Below are 16,823 nucleotides of genomic sequence, written 5' to 3'. Positions count from 1 at the left end.
CGCACATACCAGCCGGTACCCGGTCCCCGTCCACAAGGAGCCCCCACGTGACCGTCACCTCCGTCGAGGCCGCCTCGCGCGCCGCCCGTGTCCTCGCCCGCCCGGCCACCATCAACGGCCTCACCGTGCCCAACCGCATCGCGATGGCGCCGATGACCCGGATGTTCTCGCCGGGCGGCGTCCCCGGTGAGGACGTGGTGTCGTACTACTCCCGCCGGGCCGCCGCCGGAGTCGGCCTGATCGTCACCGAGGGGACGTACGTCGGCCACGACTCGGCCGGGCAGAGCAGCCGGGTGCCGCGGTTCCACGGCGAGGAGCAGCTCGCCGGGTGGGCGAAGGTCGCCGAGGCGGTGCACGCGGCGGGCGGCACGATCGTGCCCCAGCTGTGGCACATCGGCATGGTGCGCAAGGCGGGCCAGCCGCCCTTCGCGGACGCCCCCGCCGTCGGCCCGTCGGGGCTGCGCATCGGCGAGGACGAGGTCACCGGCACGGCCATGACCCGGCGCGACCTGGACGACGTCATCGGTGCCTTCGCCCAGGCCGCCGCGGACGCCGAGCGCATCGGCTTCGACGGCGTCGAGATCCACGGCGCCCACGGCTACCTGGTCGACCAGTTCCTGTGGTCCGGCACCAACCGCCGCACCGACGCCTACGGCGGCGACGCCGTGGCCCGCACCCGGTTCGCCGCCGAGATCGTGGCCGCCGTACGGGAGAAGGTCTCGCCGGAGTTCCCCGTGATCTTCCGCTACTCGCAGTGGAAGCAGGAGGCCTACGACGCCCGCCTCGCCGAGACCCCCGAGGAGCTGGAGGCGATCCTCGCCCCGCTCGCCTCGGCCGGCGTCGACGCCTTCCACGCCTCCACCCGCCGCTACTGGCTCCCCGAGTTCGACGGCTCCGACCTCAACCTGGCGGGCTGGACCAAGAAGCTGACCGGCAGGACCACCATCACCGTCGGCTCGGTCGGCCTCGACGGCGACTTCACCAAGGCGTTCCTCGGCGAGGGCGCGCCCGTCGGCAGCCTCGACAACCTCCTCGACCGCCTGGAGCGCGACGAGTTCGACCTCGTGGCCGTCGGCCGCGCGCTGCTCCAGGACCCGCTGTGGGCCGAGAAGGTCCTCGCCGGACGCTTCGACACCCTCGCCCCCTACGACGCGGCGTCCCTGAAGACCCTCAGCTGACCCGGCCCGCTCGCGGTGCGCACCACGGCGTACTGTCCGTGGGATGACGATCCCTGGACCCGTGGAGTCAGTGGAACCCGTGGTGCGCACCGCCGCCGGCGCGGTGCGCGGTCGCGTGGAGGACGGTCTGGCCGTCTTCCGCGGCATCCCCTTCGCCGAACCCCCGGTCGGGGCGGGCCGGTTCGCCGCCCCGGCCCCCGTCCGCCCCTGGGACGGCACTCGTGACGCGTACGCCTTCGGGCCGCCGCCCCCGCAGGACCTCGGCATCGCGGGCCCGGTGGGGCCGCCGCCCGGGGGCGACGACTGGCTGACCGCCAACGTCTGGACGCCGGAGCCCGGCCCGGCCGCCCGACGCCCGGTGATGGTGTGGATCTACGGCGGCGCCTACCGGATCGGCCACTCCGGCAGCCCCGGCTACGACGCCCGCCGCATAGCCGCCGACGGCGACCTCGTCGTCGTCACGTTCAACTACCGCGTCGGCATGGAGGGTTTCGCCCACATCGAGGGCGCCCCCGCCAACCGGGGACTGCTCGACCAGGTGGCCGCGCTGGAGTGGGTGCGGGACAACATCGCGGCGTTCGGCGGCGATCCCGGCCGGGTCACCGTCTTCGGGGAGTCCGCCGGGGCCGGTTCGGTGGCCGCGCTGCTGGCCATGCCGTCGGCGGCGGGACTCTTCGGGCGGGCGATCGCGCAGAGCGTGCCCGGCACCTACTTCTCCCCGGAACTCGCCCGGGACATCGGAACCGCCCTCGCCGACGAGGCGGGCCTGCGCCCCACCGTCGCCGACCTGGCCGCCGTCGCCCCCGAGCAGCTCGTCAAGGCCGGTCAGGCCCTGGCCCCGAAGATGCCCGGCCGCGTCGACCGCTGGGGACAGGCGGCGCCCACCGTCACGCCGTACGCCCCGGTCGTGGACGGCGAGGTGCTGCCGGTCACCCCCTGGCGGGCGCTGGCCTCCGGCGCCTCCCGCGACGTCGACCTGGTCGTCGGTCACAACCGCGACGAGAACCGCCTGTTCACCATGCTGGCGGGCAAGCTCGGCATGATCGGCGAGGAACGAGCGGGCGCCGCCCTGCGTCTGTACGCCCCGGGCGGCGAGGCGGCCTACCGCGCGGCGTTCCCGGACCTCTCCCCGAACGACCTCTACGAACGCGTCCAGACGGACTGGCTGTTCGGCATGCCCTCCCTGCACCTGGCCGAGGCCCACCTCGCGGGCGGGGGCCGCGCCCACGTCTACGAGCTGACCTGGCCGGCCCCGGCCCACGGCGGCGCCCTCGGTGCCTGCCACGCCCTGGACGTCCCGCTGCTCTTCGGCACCTTCGCGGCGGACCTCGGCGCCCTCCTCTTCGCCGGTGCGGAGCCGTCGCCGGAGGCGCTGGCCCTGTCGTCCCGTTTCCGCTCCTCCTGGACGGCGTTCGCGCGCACGGGCGACCCCGGCTGGCCGGCCTACGACACGCAACGGCGCCTGGTCCAGGTCCTCGACGCCGAGCCGGTCGTGACGCCGTACCCGGAGGAGGCGTCGCGGCGCCTGTGGGAGGGCCGGGAGTTCCCGGCGCTGCCCCTGGCGGGACAGGACGCGTGAGCGCCGGACGGGTTCTGCGTCCGCTGCTGCTGCTCGCGCCCCTGGCGCTGCTCGCCGTGGGCTGCGGGGCGGCCGAGCCCTCCGAGGCGAAGGCGGCGGACGCGGCCCGCGAGGCGGCCAGGACGGTGGGCGAGCGCCTCTACGGGCAGCGTCCGCGCACGGCGGAGGAGGCGGGGCGCGAGGCCGCCGGCATGGACGGGGTGGAGGTGATGCGCGTCGCCGGCACCTCGACCCACGACGGGAAGGGCCTCGTCCTGGTCGTGCGCACCTCGGGCTCGGCGTACAACTCGACCTTCGACCTCGAGGAGGTCGTCGTACGGCGGTGTTTCGCGGTCCGCGTGTCACCCGGGTCCGAGTGGCGCGAGGAGCCGCGTGACGTGGACTGCCCGGAGAGTCTTCCGCTGGTCTTCGGCCCGGCGCCGGAGCCGCCCGAGCTGCCCGCCGCGGAACTGCGCGCGAAGCTCCCCCGGGTCCCGGAGGGCGGCCGCGCGGACGAGACGGAGGTGCGGCGCGTGCTCTCGGCGCTGGACATGGACCCGGCGGTCCGCACCGAGGTGCAGGCGGAGGACGGGCGGGTCGGCGTGCTCCTGCTGGTGCCGGGCGACGGTTTCGGCGCGCAGGACTGCGTCCTCGCCCGCGTGGGCCCCGGCGAGACGGAGGTGTGGGTGCCGCCCCGGGTCCAGCGGATGCGGGGGGAGGCGGGCTGCACGGTGTCCAACGCCCTGCACCCGGCGCCGCTGCCGCACTGACGCCACGCGGTCAATCGGCCCTGTCCGGCGACGCCTTGAGGGCGTCCACGAAGGCGGACCAGGCGGCGGCTCGGAAGCGGAGGGTTGGTCCGTCGGGGGTCTTGGAGTCGCGGACGGGGGTGGTGGCGCGGTTGCCGAGCCCCATTTCCAGGCAGTTGTCGCCGCTGCCGCCGCTGTACGTGGACTTGCGCCAGCGAGCGATCTCCAGGCAATTGCCGCCGCTGCCGCCGCTGTAGCTGGACCTGTGCCACGCGTACTCAGAGGTCGTCTCCATGGGCGTAATTCTGCGCCAGCTCCTCGATCATGGACAGGGAATTCGTGGGCGAGAGCGCGGAGACCATGAGGAGTTCGTAGTAGAACCTGTAGCGCCCGACGGTGGCCGGGTCATCGTCCACCCGCCCGGTGCCCACCCCTTCGAGGTACACGAGTGGAGGGGCGCCCGCGAAGTCCATCAGCTTGACGCAGCCCTGCATCGCGGGGTGTGCTCCCGCATCAAAGGGCAGCACCTGCACGATGACCCGGTTCTCGCGCATGAGGGCGGCGATGTGGCGTAGTGCCCCTGCCATCACTTCCCGGCCGCCGGTGGCGCGGCGCAGCGCGGATTCGTCAATGACGGCCCACAACATGGGCTCTGTTGGATCGGCGAGCATGCGGGCTCGCTCCATCCGTGCCGTCACCAGCTCGTCGATCACTTCGTCAGTCGCCGTCGGCTGGTAGGCGCGGCAGACGGCCCGGGCGTAGGAGGGCGTCTGCAACAGCCCGGGGATCAGCATCGACGCGTACTCCTTGATCGCCGCAGCGGAGCCTTCCGCCTCCGCCGCCTCGGCAAAGTGCTCCGGATACTTCGACTTCGCCGACGCCGCACAGTTGCGCCGGAAGAAGTCCTCCGTCCCGAGGGCGTCGTCCAGCAGCGCCGCGTACTCGCGCTGCATCCTCCTCGTACCGGACTCCAACTGGCCGATGAACGACCCGCTGACGAACAACCGCCCGCCCAACTCCTCCTGGCTCAGCCCGGCCTTCTCCCGTGCGTGGCGCAACTCCGCACCCAGCAGGGCGCGGGGGGACGTCGACGGGTCGAGGTCTTTCGGTCCAGGCATGGCAGCGGAACTCCCGGTCGTACAGCTGGGGTTGTTGGGGCGTCCTCCCTGGCCAGGTTAGAGGCGGACCGGACACGCTGTGTCGCGAATCACGAACTCAGCGTGGAGGTGGAGAAGGGTGCGTTCGACCGAGGAAGTCGTCGAGTCCCTGCGGCAGGCCCTCGTGGGCGCGGGCGTCGTCCTGCCGTCCCTGTGCGTCGATCCGGTGACCGGCGCGAGCGACGAGCCGTTCGCGCTGGTCGACCTGGGCCGCTGCAACGTCCGGGTCGCCGAGCGGCTGGCGTCGGTGGTGCGGGGTGAGAGCCCGCCCGTCGGCACGCATGCCGTGGACGCGCGGGACGGCCGGGTGGGGGAGGTGATGGGGCACGTCGGCGGCAGCGTGCAGCTGCGTCCGGTCGGCGGCGGCCGGGAGTGGGACTGCCCGCACGGGTCGGTCGCGGCGGCGGCGACGGACGAGGTGATGCGGGCCAGACTGCGGCGCACGAACCACGAGAGCGCGCGGGGCTAGCGAGTACCGTGTAGGACCGGCGGCCAGCCCCGCAGGGCGATGTCGGCCACCTGGCGCAGGTCGTCCCGGGTGGCGCCGCCGGCCGCCTGGACGGCGATGCCGTTGGCGACGGTCATGAGGTAGCGGGCCAGGAGGGCGGGGTCGGTGTCCTCGGGCAGGTCGCCCTCGTCGACGGCGCGGCGGAACCGGTCGCGGAGCCGGTCGACGCCCCCGTTGCGCCAGTCGGCGAGCAGGTCGCGGGCGGCCCGGGCGGACTCGCCCGCGGCGAGGGACCCCTGGACGCCGAGGCAGCCGCTGGGGCGGCCGGGGCTGGTGGTGGTGCACACCGAACCGTTCAGGAAGGCGGTGGCGACCTCGCGGGCGGTCGGCTCGTCCAGGGCGCGGGCCAGGTAGGACGCGGGGCCCTCCTCGTAGCGCTCCAGAGCCTTGCGGAACAGCGCCTCCTTGTTGCCGAAGGCCGCGTACATGCTGGTGCGGGTGATGCCCATGGCCTGGGTGAGGTCGGTCAGGCCTGCGCCCTCGTAGCCGTGCTCCCAGAAGACCCGCATGGCGCGCTCCAGCGCCTCGTCGGCGTCGAAGCCGCGCGGCCGGCCGACCGGCGCCCTCTTCCGTCCCGTCTCCATGCCCTCGAGCATACCTCTTCTGTACCGATCGGTTTTGAAGTGCTACGGTCGCTCTTCAGTACCGATCGGTACTTAATTCGACGGAGGTCATTCCCATGGGGCAGTTCGACGGCAAGACCGCGGTGATCACCGGCGGCAGCAGCGGCATCGGTCTGGCGACCGCCGTGCGGCTGGCGGCGGACGGCGCGCACGTGTTCGTCACCGGGCGGCGCAAGGCGGAGCTGGACGCCGCCGTGGAGAGGATCGGCGCGGAGCGGGCGACCGCGGTGGTGGGGGACATCGCCGAGCAGGCCGACCTGGACCGGCTCTACGAAGCGGTGCGGGCCCGCGGCCGGGGGCTCGACGTGCTCTTCGCGAACGCGGGGTCCGGCGCCTTCGCGACCCTGGAGGAGACCACCGAGGAGCACTACGACCAGATCTTCGGGGTCAATGTGCGCGGCACCGTGTTCACCGTGCAGAAGGCGCTGCCGCTGCTCAACGACGGCGCCTCCGTCGTCGTCAACACCTCGGTCCGCGCCGACGACGGCGTCGAGGCGTTCGGCACCTACGCGGCGACCAAGGCGGCGGTCCGTTCGTACGTCCGGACCTGGGCCAACGAGCTGAAGGGTCGGGGCGTGCGGGTCAACGCCGTCTCCCCGGGCACCATCGCGACCCCCGCGGCCGACGCCGTGGCCGCCGGCACCCCGGACCCGGAGGCGACCAAGGCGCGGTTCGCCGCGAACGTTCCCCTCGGCCGGGTCGGGCGGCCCGAGGAGGTCGCGGAGGTGGTGGCCTTCCTGGCCTCCGAGCGCAGCAGCTTCGTGCTCGGCGTCAACTGGCACGTGGACGGCGGCGAGAACCAGCTCTGAGCCGCCGGGTCAGTTCCGGTCCGGCACCACGATCCGCTCGACCGCCGCCGTCACCAGCCGGTCGCGCTCCTCCTCGGTGAACACGTCCGGGAGGGTGAGCTGTTCGACGATCAGCCAGTTCAGCGCGAGGTAGAGCAGCTTGACGGCCGTGGCGTCGCCGGGGAGGCCGGATCCCTCGTGGTAGGCCACGTTGGCGTCGACGTCCTCGCGGATGCGCTCGGTCAGGACCGCGCGCAGGCCGGGGCGCCGGGTGGCCTCCAGGCGCAGTTCGAGCAGCGCGAGGTAGCCGGAGCGGAAGGACGAGACGCGGTCGACGAGTTCGCGCATGAGCCGGACGTAGGTGTCGCGGTCGGCCCCGGCCGCGCGCTGGCGGGCGATCGTCGCCTCGTCCGGGTGGAGACGCTCGTAGACGCGGGCGCCGGTCTGGGTGAGCAGGTCGTCGCGGTTGGCGAAGTAGTTGGACGCGGTGCCGGCCGGGACGGCGGCCTCGCCGTCCACCGCCCGGAAGGTCAGGCCCCGCGCGCCCTGCGCGGCCAGTACCTCGATGGCGGCGTCGACGAGGGCGGCGCGCCGCAGGTCGTTCCGTCTGACCACCTCAGAGGCCGCCCATCGGTTCGATGTCCACCCGCACCGGCGTGCCCCACACCCGCAGCACCTCGTAGTCCGTGAACTCGTGGACCAGCCGGTACGCCATCGCCGCGCGCGGGGCGCGCAGTTGGGCCGCGATGTACAGCTCGGCCTCGCGGCGGTCGCGGCGCGGGGTGCCGCACAGCTGCCACGTCTGCCCGTTCCACAGCTCCGGCAGCCAGCGCTGCTGGGGCTGCGGACGGTCGCCCCGCACCCCGTACCGGGACTGGACCGGCTCGGCGGTCCGGGCCGGCAGGGGCTCGCCGTTGTACTCCGCGCGGCGTGCGGTGCGGCGGCGGGTCTCGCACAGCAGGCAGAGGTCGGGGGCCGCCTTGTCGACCGGGCCGTTCGGGTGCTCGGGGCAGCGGGTGCTGGGGGCCGCCGACTCGACGCTCTCCTCCAGCAGGTCCAGCGCGCGCTTCACGTCCGCGCGCACCTCGTGCAGCTTGGCGTCGGGGGTGTCGCCGGTCAGGGCCTCGCCGTGCTCGCCGAGGAGACGCAGGGCGCGGCCCAGGGCGGTCAGCTGGGCGTGGTTCATGTCCTTCAGAATCGCACAGCCGCTGACGGTCCCGGGCCGCGGACCCCGGCCCGGGTCAGCCGTGCGCCGTCGCCAGCGCCGCCCGCAGGTGGCCGTCCGAGTCCGCCAGGAGGCGGGCCGCGGTGGGGCCGTCCACGTCGGCGAGGAGGACCAGGATGGCGTGCTTGACCTCGCCGTCGGTGGCGGTCAGCGCGCGCTCGATGTCGGCGTCGGCGGCGCCGGTGGCGAGCGCGACGATCCGGCGTGAGCGGGCGCGCAGCTTCTCGTTGGACGCGCGCACGTCCACCATCAGGTTCCCGTAGGTCTTGCCGAGCCGGACCATGGTGATCGTCGACAGCATGTTGAGGACGAGCTTCTGCGCCGTGCCGGCCTTCAGCCGGGTGGAGCCGGTGATCAGCTCGGGCCCGGTGACGACCTCGATGCCGTGCTCGGCGGCGGCGGCCAGCGCGCTGCCCGGATTGCAGGCGAGCCCCACGGTCAGGGCGCCGACCGAACGGGCGTGCTCGACGGCGCCGACGGCGTACGGGGTGCGGCCGGAGGCGGAGACGCCGACCACCGCGTCGTCGGCGGTGAGGCCGAGGGCGTCCAGGTCGGCGCGGGCCAGCTCCGGCGAGTCCTCGGCGCCCTCGACGGAGGTGACCATGGCGTCCGGGCCGCCCGCGATCAGGCCGACGACCTGTCCCGGCGCGGTGTTGAAGGTCGGCGGGCACTCGGAGGCGTCCAGCACGCCGAGCCGTCCGGCGGTGCCGGCGCCCGCGTAGACCAGCCGCCCGCCGCGCGCCATCCGGGCGGCCACGGCGTCGATCGCGGCGGCGATCTCGGGCAGCCGCGCGGCCACGGCGGCGGCGACCGTGGCGTCCTCGGCGTTCATCGTGCGCGCGATGTCGAGCGTGGCCAGCTGGTCGATCTCGGCCAGCTCGGGCCGGAACGCCTCGGTGGCGAGGGTCTCCAACTGGGAGCGGAGGTCGGGGTGATGGGGGGTTGCAGTCATCAGGAAACGGCTCTTTCCAACGTCGGTCTCTGTATTGCCCCAGGGGCGCGGGACTGTATCGATGTGCGGCTCCGCCGCGTGGGCGCGACCAGCCACAACGGACCCGCAGCCGCCCACGACGATCAAGCCCTACGGTCTCCCGCGCGACCCCCCATGCCGATGGGCCAGCGCTTCATAGGACGCCGCCAGAGCCGGCGCAGCCGAGTCGTACGTCCGCTGCGCCACCCCCACGAACAGGCAGTCCACCACCAGCAGCTGACTCGTCCGGGAGGACATCGCCGCCGGCCGCAGCTCGCTCTCCCGCGAGGTGGACGTGGTCAGCACGTGGTCGGCGTACTGGGTGACGGGGCTGTCGGGGCGCCCGGTGATGGCGACCGTCGTCGCGCCGCGCTCGAAGGCGGCCCGCAGGGGTTCGATGACGTCCCCGGTCGACCCTGAGTGGGTGATCGCGAGGGCGACGTCCCCGGCGCGCAGCTGCACCGCGTTGGTCACGGCGAGGTGCGGGTCGTTGTGGGCGTGGGCTATCAGCCCTATGCGCAGGAGTTTCTGGGTGAGATCCTGGGCGACCAGGCCGGACGCGCCGATCCCGTACACGTCGGTGCGGCGGGCGGCGGCCAGGGCGGCGACGGCCGCGCCGAGCTGGCCGGTGTCCAGTCCGGCGGCGGTGTCCGCGAGGGTCTGCTGCTCGTCGTAGGCCAGCTTGGCGACGACGTCGGCGATCGGGTCGTCCACCGCGATGTCCGTCGTGATGGCCGGTGCGCGTCCGGACTGCTGCTGGGCGGCGAGCCCGGCCAGGGCGAGGCGCAGGTCGCGGTAGCCGGGGTAGCCCAGCAGCCGGGCGGTGCGGACGACGGTCGCCTCGCTGGTGCCGGTCAGCTCGGCGAGACCGGTGACCGTGAGGGCGGCGCAGCCGGCCGGGTCGCCCGCGACGGCCTCGGCGACCCGCTGCATGGAGCGGGTCATCGACGGCGCCAGCGTGCGCACCTTGGCCGCGAGGGCGGCGGGCGCGGGCGGCGCGGTGCCGCCGCCCCCGGCGCGGCGGCCCCCGGACGCGTGCGCGAAAGTTTCCTTCACTTCATCGGTCACTCATGAAAGATATTTTCGTTTCGGTCCGCGGGTCAAGAGTGCGCACAATGGGGGCATGGACCCCATCAGCCCCCTGGAGCAGGTGCTGCACGCCGCGCGCGCCCTCGTACTCGCCGATCTCGTGGCCGGCGAGGTCGCCGAGCCGGACGTGGTGTCGCTGGTGGAGGAGTCCGTCGCCGAGCGCCGCTGGTGGGTCGAGCAGTGGCCGGAGGGCGCCGAGTTCGTCGCCGGGCTGGTCGCGCAGGACGTGCAGGACGCGCTGCTGGAGCGGTACGGCCGCTGGCCGCTGTGCCCGGTCTGCGGCTCGGGCGACCCGCACGCGCTGGACGTCGAGCCGGAACTCGGTCCCGATCCGCACTGGGTGTGCGGCAAGGCGGGGGTGAAGGTGGCCGCGGTCGGTTCGCTGGGCGCCACCGGCGGCCCGGCCGCGTGAGGGCGCCGCGGTGACCGTCTACATCGACCCCCCGACCTGGCCGGGCCACGGCCGCCTGTGGTCGCACCTGGTCAGCGACGTCTCCTACGCCGAGCTGCACGCGTTCGCCGCGGCCCTGGGCGTGCCGCGCCGCGCCTTCGAGCGCGACCACTACGACGTCCCCGCCCAGCGCTACGCCGACGCCGTGTCCGCCGGCGCGCTGGAGGTCAGCAGCCGCGAGGTGGTGCGGCTGCTGCACGGGGCGGGGCTGCGGCACCGCAAGGGCACGGGGCCCGTGCCGGGTGCCGGGGCTCAGCGGCGCAGCTCGTAGGCGAGCTGCCCCTCGGCGCCGTCGACGGCGCCGTCGACCGGGCTGAAGCCGGCGCGGGCGATCACGGCCTGGGAGGCGAGGTTGGCCCGCTCGGTCCTGGCGAGCACCGACGCCACCCCCTCGCGGTCCAGGGCCCACGCGGACAGTGCGCGCAGGGCCTCGGTCGCGTAGCCGTGGCCGCGGGCGGCCTCGACGAGGTCGTAACCGATCTCCACGCGGCCGGCCTCGTCCGGGGTCCCGTGGAAGCCGATGCCGCCCACCGCGCGGCCGTCCTCGCGGCGCACCAGCGCGAACACACCCCACTCCGGCAGGTGCACTCCCGCCTCGTACGCCTTCAGCAGCATGGCGGCGGCGTCCCGGGTGCCCTGGAAGGGGCCGTCGCCGAGCCAGTCGAAGCCGCCGTCGCCGCCCGCGGCGAGGCCGGCCGCCGCGGCGGGCGTGACGCCCTGGAGGGTGAGCCGGCCGGCCGGGAGCACGAGGTCGTTGCGCCAGCGCCACTCGGTGACCGGGGGCCGGCCGGGCAGTTCGCCGCGTCCGGTGGCCCACAGCAGGGTGCGCCAGGGGTCGGTGCCGGGCCGGACGTGCGGGAAGATCCGGGCGAGGACGTCCGCGCACCGCTCGGCGGGCGGCTCGTAGGCCAGCCCGAGAACCCCGGCGATGTCGTGCGTGTGCAGGAACACCTCGGCGATCCCCATCGCGGCGAACCCCTCGCGGTTCGCGCTGCGGTGCGGGTACGGGTGGAAGGCGCGGACCTCGCGCGGGGTGGTGCGCACCGTCGCGGCGAGCAGTGCGCCGCTCGTCTCGATCACGTGGAGCACGTCCTCGTTGCCGGTGCCCTCGTCCAGGGTGATCTCGAAGGGGACCCACGCCTCGGTGGCGCGTCCGGCCAGCTGGCCCGCGTAGGCGATGAGGACGCCCGCCACGTGCTCCGCCGTGTAGCGGCAGCTCCATTCCGGCCCGCCCGCCCGCGCCGTCTCCCAGTCCCGGCCGGCCGCCGTCCGCAGCAGCGCGACGGCGCCCGCGACGGCTTCCTCCACCTGTTCCCCGCCCATGGTTCGCATGCCGGGAGGCTAAGCGTCCGGGGTGTCGCCGAGCGACAGCATTTCCAGCTCGCCGGTGATGTTGTGGCGTGCGGTCGCCTCCCACTCCCGGCGGCCGTGCGGGGTGTGGAACAGCCGGGGCAGGGCGAGGAGCTGCCGCAGGACCGTGGCCCGGCCCGCGCGGAAGTCGTCGTTCGGCACGAAGTGGTACTCCTCGCGCACGGCGACCGTGTACGCCGCGTACGCCGAGGGCGGCGAGGCGAGGACGGCGAGGTCGGCGTCGCACAGCACCTGTCCGTCGCGGTCGTCGTCCGCCGGGGCGTGGGTGACGGTGAGGCGGACCAGCCGGGCCACCTCGGCGGTGCGCTCCGCCGGGACGCCGGCCTCGGCCAGGGCGCGCTCGGCGAGCCGGGCCGAGCGCTCCTCGTTCTCGGAGCGCTCGGGCAGGTAGACCGCGTCGTGGAACCAGGCGGCCAGGCGCACCGCCGCCACGTCGTCCGCGTACTCGGCCAGGGTGTCGACGTGGTCCAGTACGGCGGTCAGGTGGGCGAGCGTGTGGTAGCGCCGGTGCGGCTCCCCCCAGCGCGCGAGCAGGCGGTCGGCGTACGGCGCCGGGTCCGGGGCGGAGCCGGGAGCGGCTTCCTCCAGGGCGCGGGCGAAACGGGCGCGCAGGGCGTCGAGGTCGGCCATGCGGCCATTGTTCCAGCGGGGCCGGACCGCGCCGCGTCCGGCGGGGGCGCCGCGCGCTCGGTGATACCCTCTCGCACAATCTTGAAGCTGAAGCGGAGGGTGGCGGACCATGCCGGAGGCGCACACGAGGACCCCGCGCGAGCGCTACCGCACCCAGGTGCGCGCGGAGATCAAGGAGCACGCGTGGGAGCAGATCGCGGCGGCGGGGGCGTCCGCGCTCTCCCTCAACGCGATCGCCAAGCGCATGGGCATGAGCGGCCCCGCGCTCTACCGGTACTTCGCCGGCCGCGACGAGCTGATCACCGAGCTGATCCGGGACGCCTACCGCAGCCTCGCCGACACCTTCAAGGAGGCCGCCGACGCGGGCGCCGACCTCGCCGGGCTCGCGCACGCCCTGCGCGCGTGGGCCCTCGCCGACCCCCACCGCTACTTCCTGGTCTACGGCACCCCCGTCCCCGGCTACCACGCCCCCGAGGACGTCAGCGAGATCGCCTCCGAGACCATGGCCGTCATCCTCGACGCCTGCGCCGCCCTCCCGTCGGACGCTCCCGCCGCCCCCTTCGACGCCCACGTCGACGCCCACCGGCAGTGGGCCGACGGCCCCCCGCCCCCCGCCCCGGCCCTGCACCGCGCCCTGGTCTTCTGGACCCGCCTGCACGGCGTCCTCTCCCTCGAACTCGCCGGGCACTTCACCGGGATGGGCTTCGACCCCGCCCTCCTGTTCGCCGCCGAACTCGACGACCTCTCGGAACACTGACCGCGGACGCCGCCCGGCCCTAACGTGGGGTCCATGACGACTCCTGCCGACGTGAACGACGTACGCGACCCCGAACTGCCCGGCCGGCTGCTGACCATCGAGCGGGACGCGCTGGTGCCCCTGCTGCGGGCGCGGACGGACGCGGACTTCGCGCTGCCCGTGCCCGCGTGTCCGGGCTGGACCGTGCGCGACCTGCTCGCCCACAGCTCCGGCGCGCTGATCCGGGTCGTGGAGAACCGCTTGGAGGACGGCGTCTTCTCCCCCGAGTCCAACGACCGCGACATCGCCGAGCGCGCGGACTGGTCGCACGCCCGCGTCGTGGACGAGCTGGAGCGCGGCATGACCGAGGCCGGTCCGGTGATCGCCCGCGCGGGCGGCGCCCTGGACGGCATCGCGCTCGGGGAGTGGGTGCACGCCGGCGACGTGCGCACCGCACTCGGCGAGCCCGGCGCCTACGGCGGGCCCGCGCTGCCCGCCGTGCTCGCGCTGCTCGGCACGCTCACCCGCGAGCGCGGCCACGTGCCGCTCCACGCCGACCTCGACGACGTGGACGAGCCCCTGAAACTCGGCGAGGTGAGCGGCGAGCGGCCCCCGGGCCGGTTCATCGGCGACGCCGCCACCCTCGTCCGGCTGTACGCGGGCCGGGCGCCGGGCGACGGGGCCGGGTACGAGCTGGCGGGTGTGGAGGCGGCCGAACTGAACCTCTTCGGCGGCTGAGGGGGAGCCCCGGCCTGTGTCTGGGCGTAGTCTTGGATTGGACTAGACCTGTAGCAGGCCGACGAATGGGGTCCCATGAGCAAGCGTGCAGTCCTGGAGGTGATCGCCCTCGACGTCGAGGACGCGGTCGCCGCCCAGGCCGGAGGCGCGGATCGCCTCGAACTGGTCACCGACATGGCGGCCGACGGACTCACCCCGTCGGCCGGGACCGTCGCCGCGATCCGCGCCGCCGTCGACATCGACCTGCGGGTGATGCTGCGGCTCGCGGACGGGTTCGCCGCCGGGGACGTCGACCGGCTGACCCGGCTCGCCGGACGGCTGCGGGAGGCCGGGGCCACGGAGTTCGTGCTCGGGTTCCTCGACCCGGACGGGGAGGTCGACCTCCACGCCGTGGAGCGGATCGCCGGAGCGCTGCACGGGTGCCGCTGGACCTTCCACCGCGCGATCGACCGCGCCGCGAACCGGGACGCGCTGCGCAAGCAGCTCGGCGACTTCCCCGGCCTCGACACCTACCTGACGGCCGGCGCCGCGGGCGGCGTCGACGAGGGCATGACCGTACTCCTCGCCGAGGCCCGGCGGCGCGGCGAGCCGGGGTATGAGCAGCAGCTCCTCGTCGGCGGCGGCCTGCGCCTGGAGCACGTGCCGGGCCTGCTGGCGGCGGGCATCGACGCGTTCCACATCGGGGGCGCGGCCCGGCCCTCCGGGTGGGAGGGGCCGGTGTCGGCGGAGGCGGTCCGGGAGTGGCGCGGGGTGCTGGGGGACTGATCCCGCGGCTAGGGCCTGTCGTTTGGATCATGCCGGCTGAGAAGGACGGTCCCTCCCGGCCCACCCGCGACGCCGGCATGATCCAAACGACAGGCCCTAGGAGGCCAGCTGCGGCGGCAACTCCGCGGTGTGGGTCACGATCAGGCCCGACACCGCACGGGTCAGCGCCACGTACAGCCGTCGCAGCCCCGTCCGCTCGTCCGGCTCGCCGTCCACCACGGCCCGCGGCTCCTCCAGCACCACGTAGTCGTACTCCAGGCCCTTGGCCAGCGAGGCCGGCACCAGGGTCAGCCGCGTGTCGTGCGTGGTCTCCTCGCCCGGCCCGACGTACCCGATCCCGGCCGCGCCGAGCGCCGCCGCCAGCTCCGGCACCCGCGCGTCCGCCGCGATCAGGCCGACGGAGCCCTCGCGCGCCAGCAGCTCGCCGCAGGCCGCCAGCGCCGCGGCCGTCCCCTCGCCCGGCGTCCCCTTCCCGGGCGTCCCGCGGACCTCGAAGAAGCCGGGGTTCTCGCGGATCGACGCCACCGGCGTCAGGCCCGGCGCGATGTGCGGCAGCAGCCGGGAGGCGTACGCGATGACGTCCGTCGGCACGCGGAACCCGGCCGTCAGCTCCTCCACCACCGCCTCGCCCTTGCCCAGGTGCCCGAGCGCCTCCGCCCAGCTCCGCGTCGCCCACGGAGTGGTGCCCTGCGCCAGGTCGCCGAGGACGGTCGCCGAGCCGGTGGTGCAGCGCCGGCCCACCGCGCGGTACTGCATCGGGGAGAGGTCCTGCGCCTCGTCGAGGACCACGTGCCCGAGCGAGTGGGTGCGCTCCACCAGGTCGGTCGCCTCGTCGATCAGCACGGCGTCCGCGGGCGACCACCTGGCGGACTTCACCGAGCGGGCCGGCTTCGCCCACAGCACCGCCTTGCGCTCCTCCTCGGTGAGGACGCCGTCGGCGTGCTCGGCGAGGAAGTCCGCGTCCGTCAGAAGCCGCAGGACCAGCTTGGCCGGGTCGACCGGCGGCCAGATCTCCTTCACCGCGGCCTTCACCGCCGTATTGCGCGCCACCGCGTCCTGCACCCGGTCGTCCGGCGCCTCGCCCGCCCGCTCCATCTGCACCAGCACGGCGTGCGCGATGCGCCGCGGCAGCGCCTCGCGGGCGGCGCCGTAGCGGATGTCGCGCGCCAGCAGCTCGCGGACGATCTCCTCCAGCTCGTACACCGGCACCCGCCAGCGCCGCGAGCCGCGCACCACGACGACGCCCTCGGCGGGCGCCGACACGTGCGAGTACAGCGCCCGGCGCAGCACCTCGGCCATCCGCGCGTCGCCCTTGACCACCGCCGTCGCCGCCTCGTCCGCGCCGCGCACCTCGACGTGGCCGACCAGGTCCTCCACGGTGGCCTGGCGGACCGTCAGCTCGCCGAGGGCCGGGAGCACCTGCTCGATGTAGTGCAGGAAGGACCGGTTCGGCCCGATGACCAGCGTCCCGGTGCGGGCCAGCCGCTCGCGGTGCGCGTACAGCAGATAGGCGACCCGGTGCAGGCCGACGGCGGTCTTGCCGGTGCCGGGGCCGCCCTGCACGCAGACCGAGCCGGACAGCCCGGCGCGGACGATCTCGTCCTGCTCGGGCTGGATCGTCGCGACGATGTCCCGCATCGGCCCCACGCGCGGCCGCTCGATCTCCCGCTGGAGCAGCCTGCTGGTGCGCGCCGCCTCGCCCGGATCGGACAGGTGCTCGTCCTCGTACGCCGTGAGGTCCCCGCCCGTGTAGCCGAAGCGCCGGCGCAGCGAGACGTCCTGCGGGTCCTTCTTCGACGCCCGGTAGAACGGCTGCGAGACCGGCGCCCGCCAGTCGATCACCATCGGGTCGCCGTCCGCGTCGTGCACGTGCCGGCGCCCGACGTAGAAGCGCTCGCCCTCCGCGCCCTCCGCCCGCTCGGCGCCGGGAGCGTGCAGGTAGTCGAGCCGGCCGAAGAACAGCGGGGTCTCGCTGAGGTCGGCCAGCGCCTTGATGCGGTCCTCGATCTGGCGTTCCAGGACCGCGGCGTTGACCCAGTTCGCGGTCACGTCGGAGATGTCGAGGGCCTGCACGTCCTCGCGCATGGCGCGCAGGGCGGAGCGCGAGGCGGCCAGGTGGGCGCGCTCGCGGGAGAGGGGGTCGTCGTGGACGGGCGTGGACAAGGCGGTGCCTCCGGGTGACCTGCGGTGCGGTGGGCGCGGACGCGCGAAAAGCCGACCGGTTTCCGTCCGGACGACGGCACTCCGTGAGGGAGGCGGGCAAGAGCGGAGATTTTAGGGGAGGGGG

The 16,823-nt window shown here is 74.6% G+C and carries 20 protein-coding genes; 10 read left to right on the top strand and 10 right to left on the bottom strand.

The window, feature by feature from the left end:
* Positions 1 to 47: 47 nt before the first annotated feature.
* Genes IE108_RS18045 through IE108_RS18035 form a run of 3 tightly spaced genes read left to right on the top strand, consistent with a single transcriptional unit; the run spans position 48 to position 3,506 of the window.
* Positions 48 to 1,178, top strand: a complete 1,131-nt coding sequence (locus tag IE108_RS18045; protein ID WP_064728530.1) for an NADH:flavin oxidoreductase — start codon at positions 48 to 50, stop codon at positions 1,176 to 1,178.
* Between the two features lie 43 nt (positions 1,179 to 1,221).
* Positions 1,222 to 2,757 carry a carboxylesterase/lipase family protein gene (locus tag IE108_RS18040; RefSeq protein ID WP_064728529.1) on the top strand — a complete coding sequence of 512 codons (1,536 nt, stop codon included), beginning with the start codon at positions 1,222 to 1,224 and terminating at the stop codon, positions 2,755 to 2,757.
* Positions 2,754 to 3,506 (top strand): translation initiation factor IF-2, encoded by a 753-nt coding sequence (locus tag IE108_RS18035; protein WP_159394614.1) that lies wholly within the window; start codon positions 2,754 to 2,756, stop codon positions 3,504 to 3,506. Before IE108_RS18040 ends, IE108_RS18035 begins: the two co-directional genes overlap by 4 nt.
* Positions 3,507 to 3,516: 10 nt before the next feature.
* On the opposite strand, the gene IE108_RS18030 is transcribed toward IE108_RS18035, so the two are convergent.
* Positions 3,517 to 3,780 carry a DUF397 domain-containing protein gene (locus IE108_RS18030; RefSeq protein WP_064728528.1) on the bottom strand — a complete coding sequence of 88 codons (264 nt, stop codon included), beginning with the start codon at positions 3,778 to 3,780 and terminating at the stop codon, positions 3,517 to 3,519.
* Positions 3,764 to 4,603 (bottom strand): helix-turn-helix domain-containing protein, encoded by an 840-nt coding sequence (locus tag IE108_RS18025; protein ID WP_064728527.1) that lies wholly within the window; start codon positions 4,601 to 4,603, stop codon positions 3,764 to 3,766. Before IE108_RS18025 ends, IE108_RS18030 begins: the two co-directional genes overlap by 17 nt.
* Before the next feature lie 118 nt (positions 4,604 to 4,721).
* On the opposite strand from IE108_RS18025, the gene IE108_RS18020 reads away from it, so the two are divergent.
* Positions 4,722 to 5,111 (top strand): hypothetical protein, encoded by a 390-nt coding sequence (locus tag IE108_RS18020; RefSeq protein WP_064728526.1) that lies wholly within the window; start codon positions 4,722 to 4,724, stop codon positions 5,109 to 5,111.
* On the opposite strand, the gene IE108_RS18015 is transcribed toward IE108_RS18020, so the two are convergent.
* Positions 5,108 to 5,734, bottom strand: coding sequence for a TetR/AcrR family transcriptional regulator (locus IE108_RS18015; RefSeq protein WP_064731821.1), 627 nt, complete (start codon positions 5,732 to 5,734; stop codon positions 5,108 to 5,110). The two genes, IE108_RS18020 and IE108_RS18015, sit on opposite strands and share 4 nt — an antisense overlap.
* A gap of 95 nt (positions 5,735 to 5,829) precedes the next feature.
* Between IE108_RS18015 and IE108_RS18010 the strand changes: the two genes are divergently transcribed.
* Positions 5,830 to 6,582, top strand: coding sequence for an SDR family NAD(P)-dependent oxidoreductase (locus IE108_RS18010; protein ID WP_064728525.1), 753 nt, complete (start codon positions 5,830 to 5,832; stop codon positions 6,580 to 6,582).
* Positions 6,583 to 6,591: 9 nt separating this feature from the next.
* On the opposite strand, the gene IE108_RS18005 is transcribed toward IE108_RS18010, so the two are convergent.
* From IE108_RS18005 to IE108_RS17990, 4 genes are all read right to left on the bottom strand, one after another.
* Positions 6,592 to 7,176 carry a TetR/AcrR family transcriptional regulator gene (locus IE108_RS18005; RefSeq protein ID WP_064728524.1) on the bottom strand — a complete coding sequence of 195 codons (585 nt, stop codon included), beginning with the start codon at positions 7,174 to 7,176 and terminating at the stop codon, positions 6,592 to 6,594.
* Between the two features lies 1 nt (position 7,177).
* Positions 7,178 to 7,747: a hypothetical protein gene (locus IE108_RS18000; RefSeq protein WP_064728523.1), complete on the bottom strand. Its 570-nt coding sequence runs from the start codon at positions 7,745 to 7,747 to the stop codon at positions 7,178 to 7,180.
* A 55-nt stretch (positions 7,748 to 7,802) separates the two neighbouring features.
* A complete protein-coding gene (murQ, locus tag IE108_RS17995; RefSeq protein WP_064728522.1) occupies positions 7,803 to 8,738 on the bottom strand; it encodes an N-acetylmuramic acid 6-phosphate etherase in 936 nt (311 codons plus the stop codon).
* A gap of 129 nt (positions 8,739 to 8,867) precedes the next feature.
* A complete protein-coding gene (locus IE108_RS17990) occupies positions 8,868 to 9,824 on the bottom strand; it encodes a MurR/RpiR family transcriptional regulator (RefSeq protein WP_079163553.1) in 957 nt (318 codons plus the stop codon).
* Positions 9,825 to 9,879: 55 nt separating this feature from the next.
* Here IE108_RS17990 and IE108_RS17985 point away from each other — a divergent pair, with 55 nt between their 5' ends.
* Complete coding sequence (locus tag IE108_RS17985; RefSeq protein ID WP_064728520.1) at positions 9,880 to 10,257, top strand: DUF8819 family protein; 378 nt, start codon at positions 9,880 to 9,882, stop codon at positions 10,255 to 10,257.
* 10 nt (positions 10,258 to 10,267) lie between these two features.
* Positions 10,268 to 10,567 (top strand): DUF4031 domain-containing protein, encoded by a 300-nt coding sequence (locus tag IE108_RS17980; protein ID WP_064728519.1) that lies wholly within the window; start codon positions 10,268 to 10,270, stop codon positions 10,565 to 10,567.
* Here IE108_RS17980 and IE108_RS17975 read toward each other — a convergent pair.
* Both IE108_RS17975 and IE108_RS17970 read right to left on the bottom strand, forming a co-directional pair.
* Positions 10,549 to 11,628 (bottom strand): GNAT family N-acetyltransferase, encoded by a 1,080-nt coding sequence (locus tag IE108_RS17975; protein ID WP_107420197.1) that lies wholly within the window; start codon positions 11,626 to 11,628, stop codon positions 10,549 to 10,551. The genes IE108_RS17980 and IE108_RS17975 overlap by 19 nt on opposite strands.
* A gap of 9 nt (positions 11,629 to 11,637) precedes the next feature.
* Positions 11,638 to 12,297, bottom strand: coding sequence for an HD domain-containing protein (locus tag IE108_RS17970; protein WP_064728518.1), 660 nt, complete (start codon positions 12,295 to 12,297; stop codon positions 11,638 to 11,640).
* Between the two features lie 109 nt (positions 12,298 to 12,406).
* Here IE108_RS17970 and IE108_RS17965 point away from each other — a divergent pair, with 109 nt between their 5' ends.
* The 3 genes from IE108_RS17965 to IE108_RS17955 all read left to right on the top strand — a co-directional run bounded on the left by IE108_RS17965 (position 12,407) and on the right by IE108_RS17955 (position 14,536).
* Positions 12,407 to 13,054, top strand: coding sequence for a TetR/AcrR family transcriptional regulator (locus IE108_RS17965; RefSeq protein ID WP_064728517.1), 648 nt, complete (start codon positions 12,407 to 12,409; stop codon positions 13,052 to 13,054).
* Between the two features lie 33 nt (positions 13,055 to 13,087).
* On the top strand, positions 13,088 to 13,771 hold the full coding sequence (locus IE108_RS17960) for a maleylpyruvate isomerase family mycothiol-dependent enzyme (RefSeq protein WP_064728516.1): 684 nt from the start codon (positions 13,088 to 13,090) through the stop codon (positions 13,769 to 13,771).
* A gap of 75 nt (positions 13,772 to 13,846) precedes the next feature.
* Positions 13,847 to 14,536: a copper homeostasis protein CutC gene (locus IE108_RS17955; RefSeq protein ID WP_064728515.1), complete on the top strand. Its 690-nt coding sequence runs from the start codon at positions 13,847 to 13,849 to the stop codon at positions 14,534 to 14,536.
* Positions 14,537 to 14,632: 96 nt separating this feature from the next.
* On the opposite strand, the gene IE108_RS17950 is transcribed toward IE108_RS17955, so the two are convergent.
* Complete coding sequence (locus tag IE108_RS17950; protein WP_064728514.1) at positions 14,633 to 16,699, bottom strand: HelD family protein; 2,067 nt, start codon at positions 16,697 to 16,699, stop codon at positions 14,633 to 14,635.
* Positions 16,700 to 16,823 lie beyond the last annotated feature (124 nt).

This window comes from Streptomyces parvulus (genome assembly GCF_014648855.1).
Lineage (GTDB): Bacteria > Actinomycetota > Actinomycetes > Streptomycetales > Streptomycetaceae > Streptomyces > Streptomyces parvulus.
Note: the sequence above shows the minus strand (reverse complement) of the source record. Positions and strands in the feature narration are given on the sequence as shown.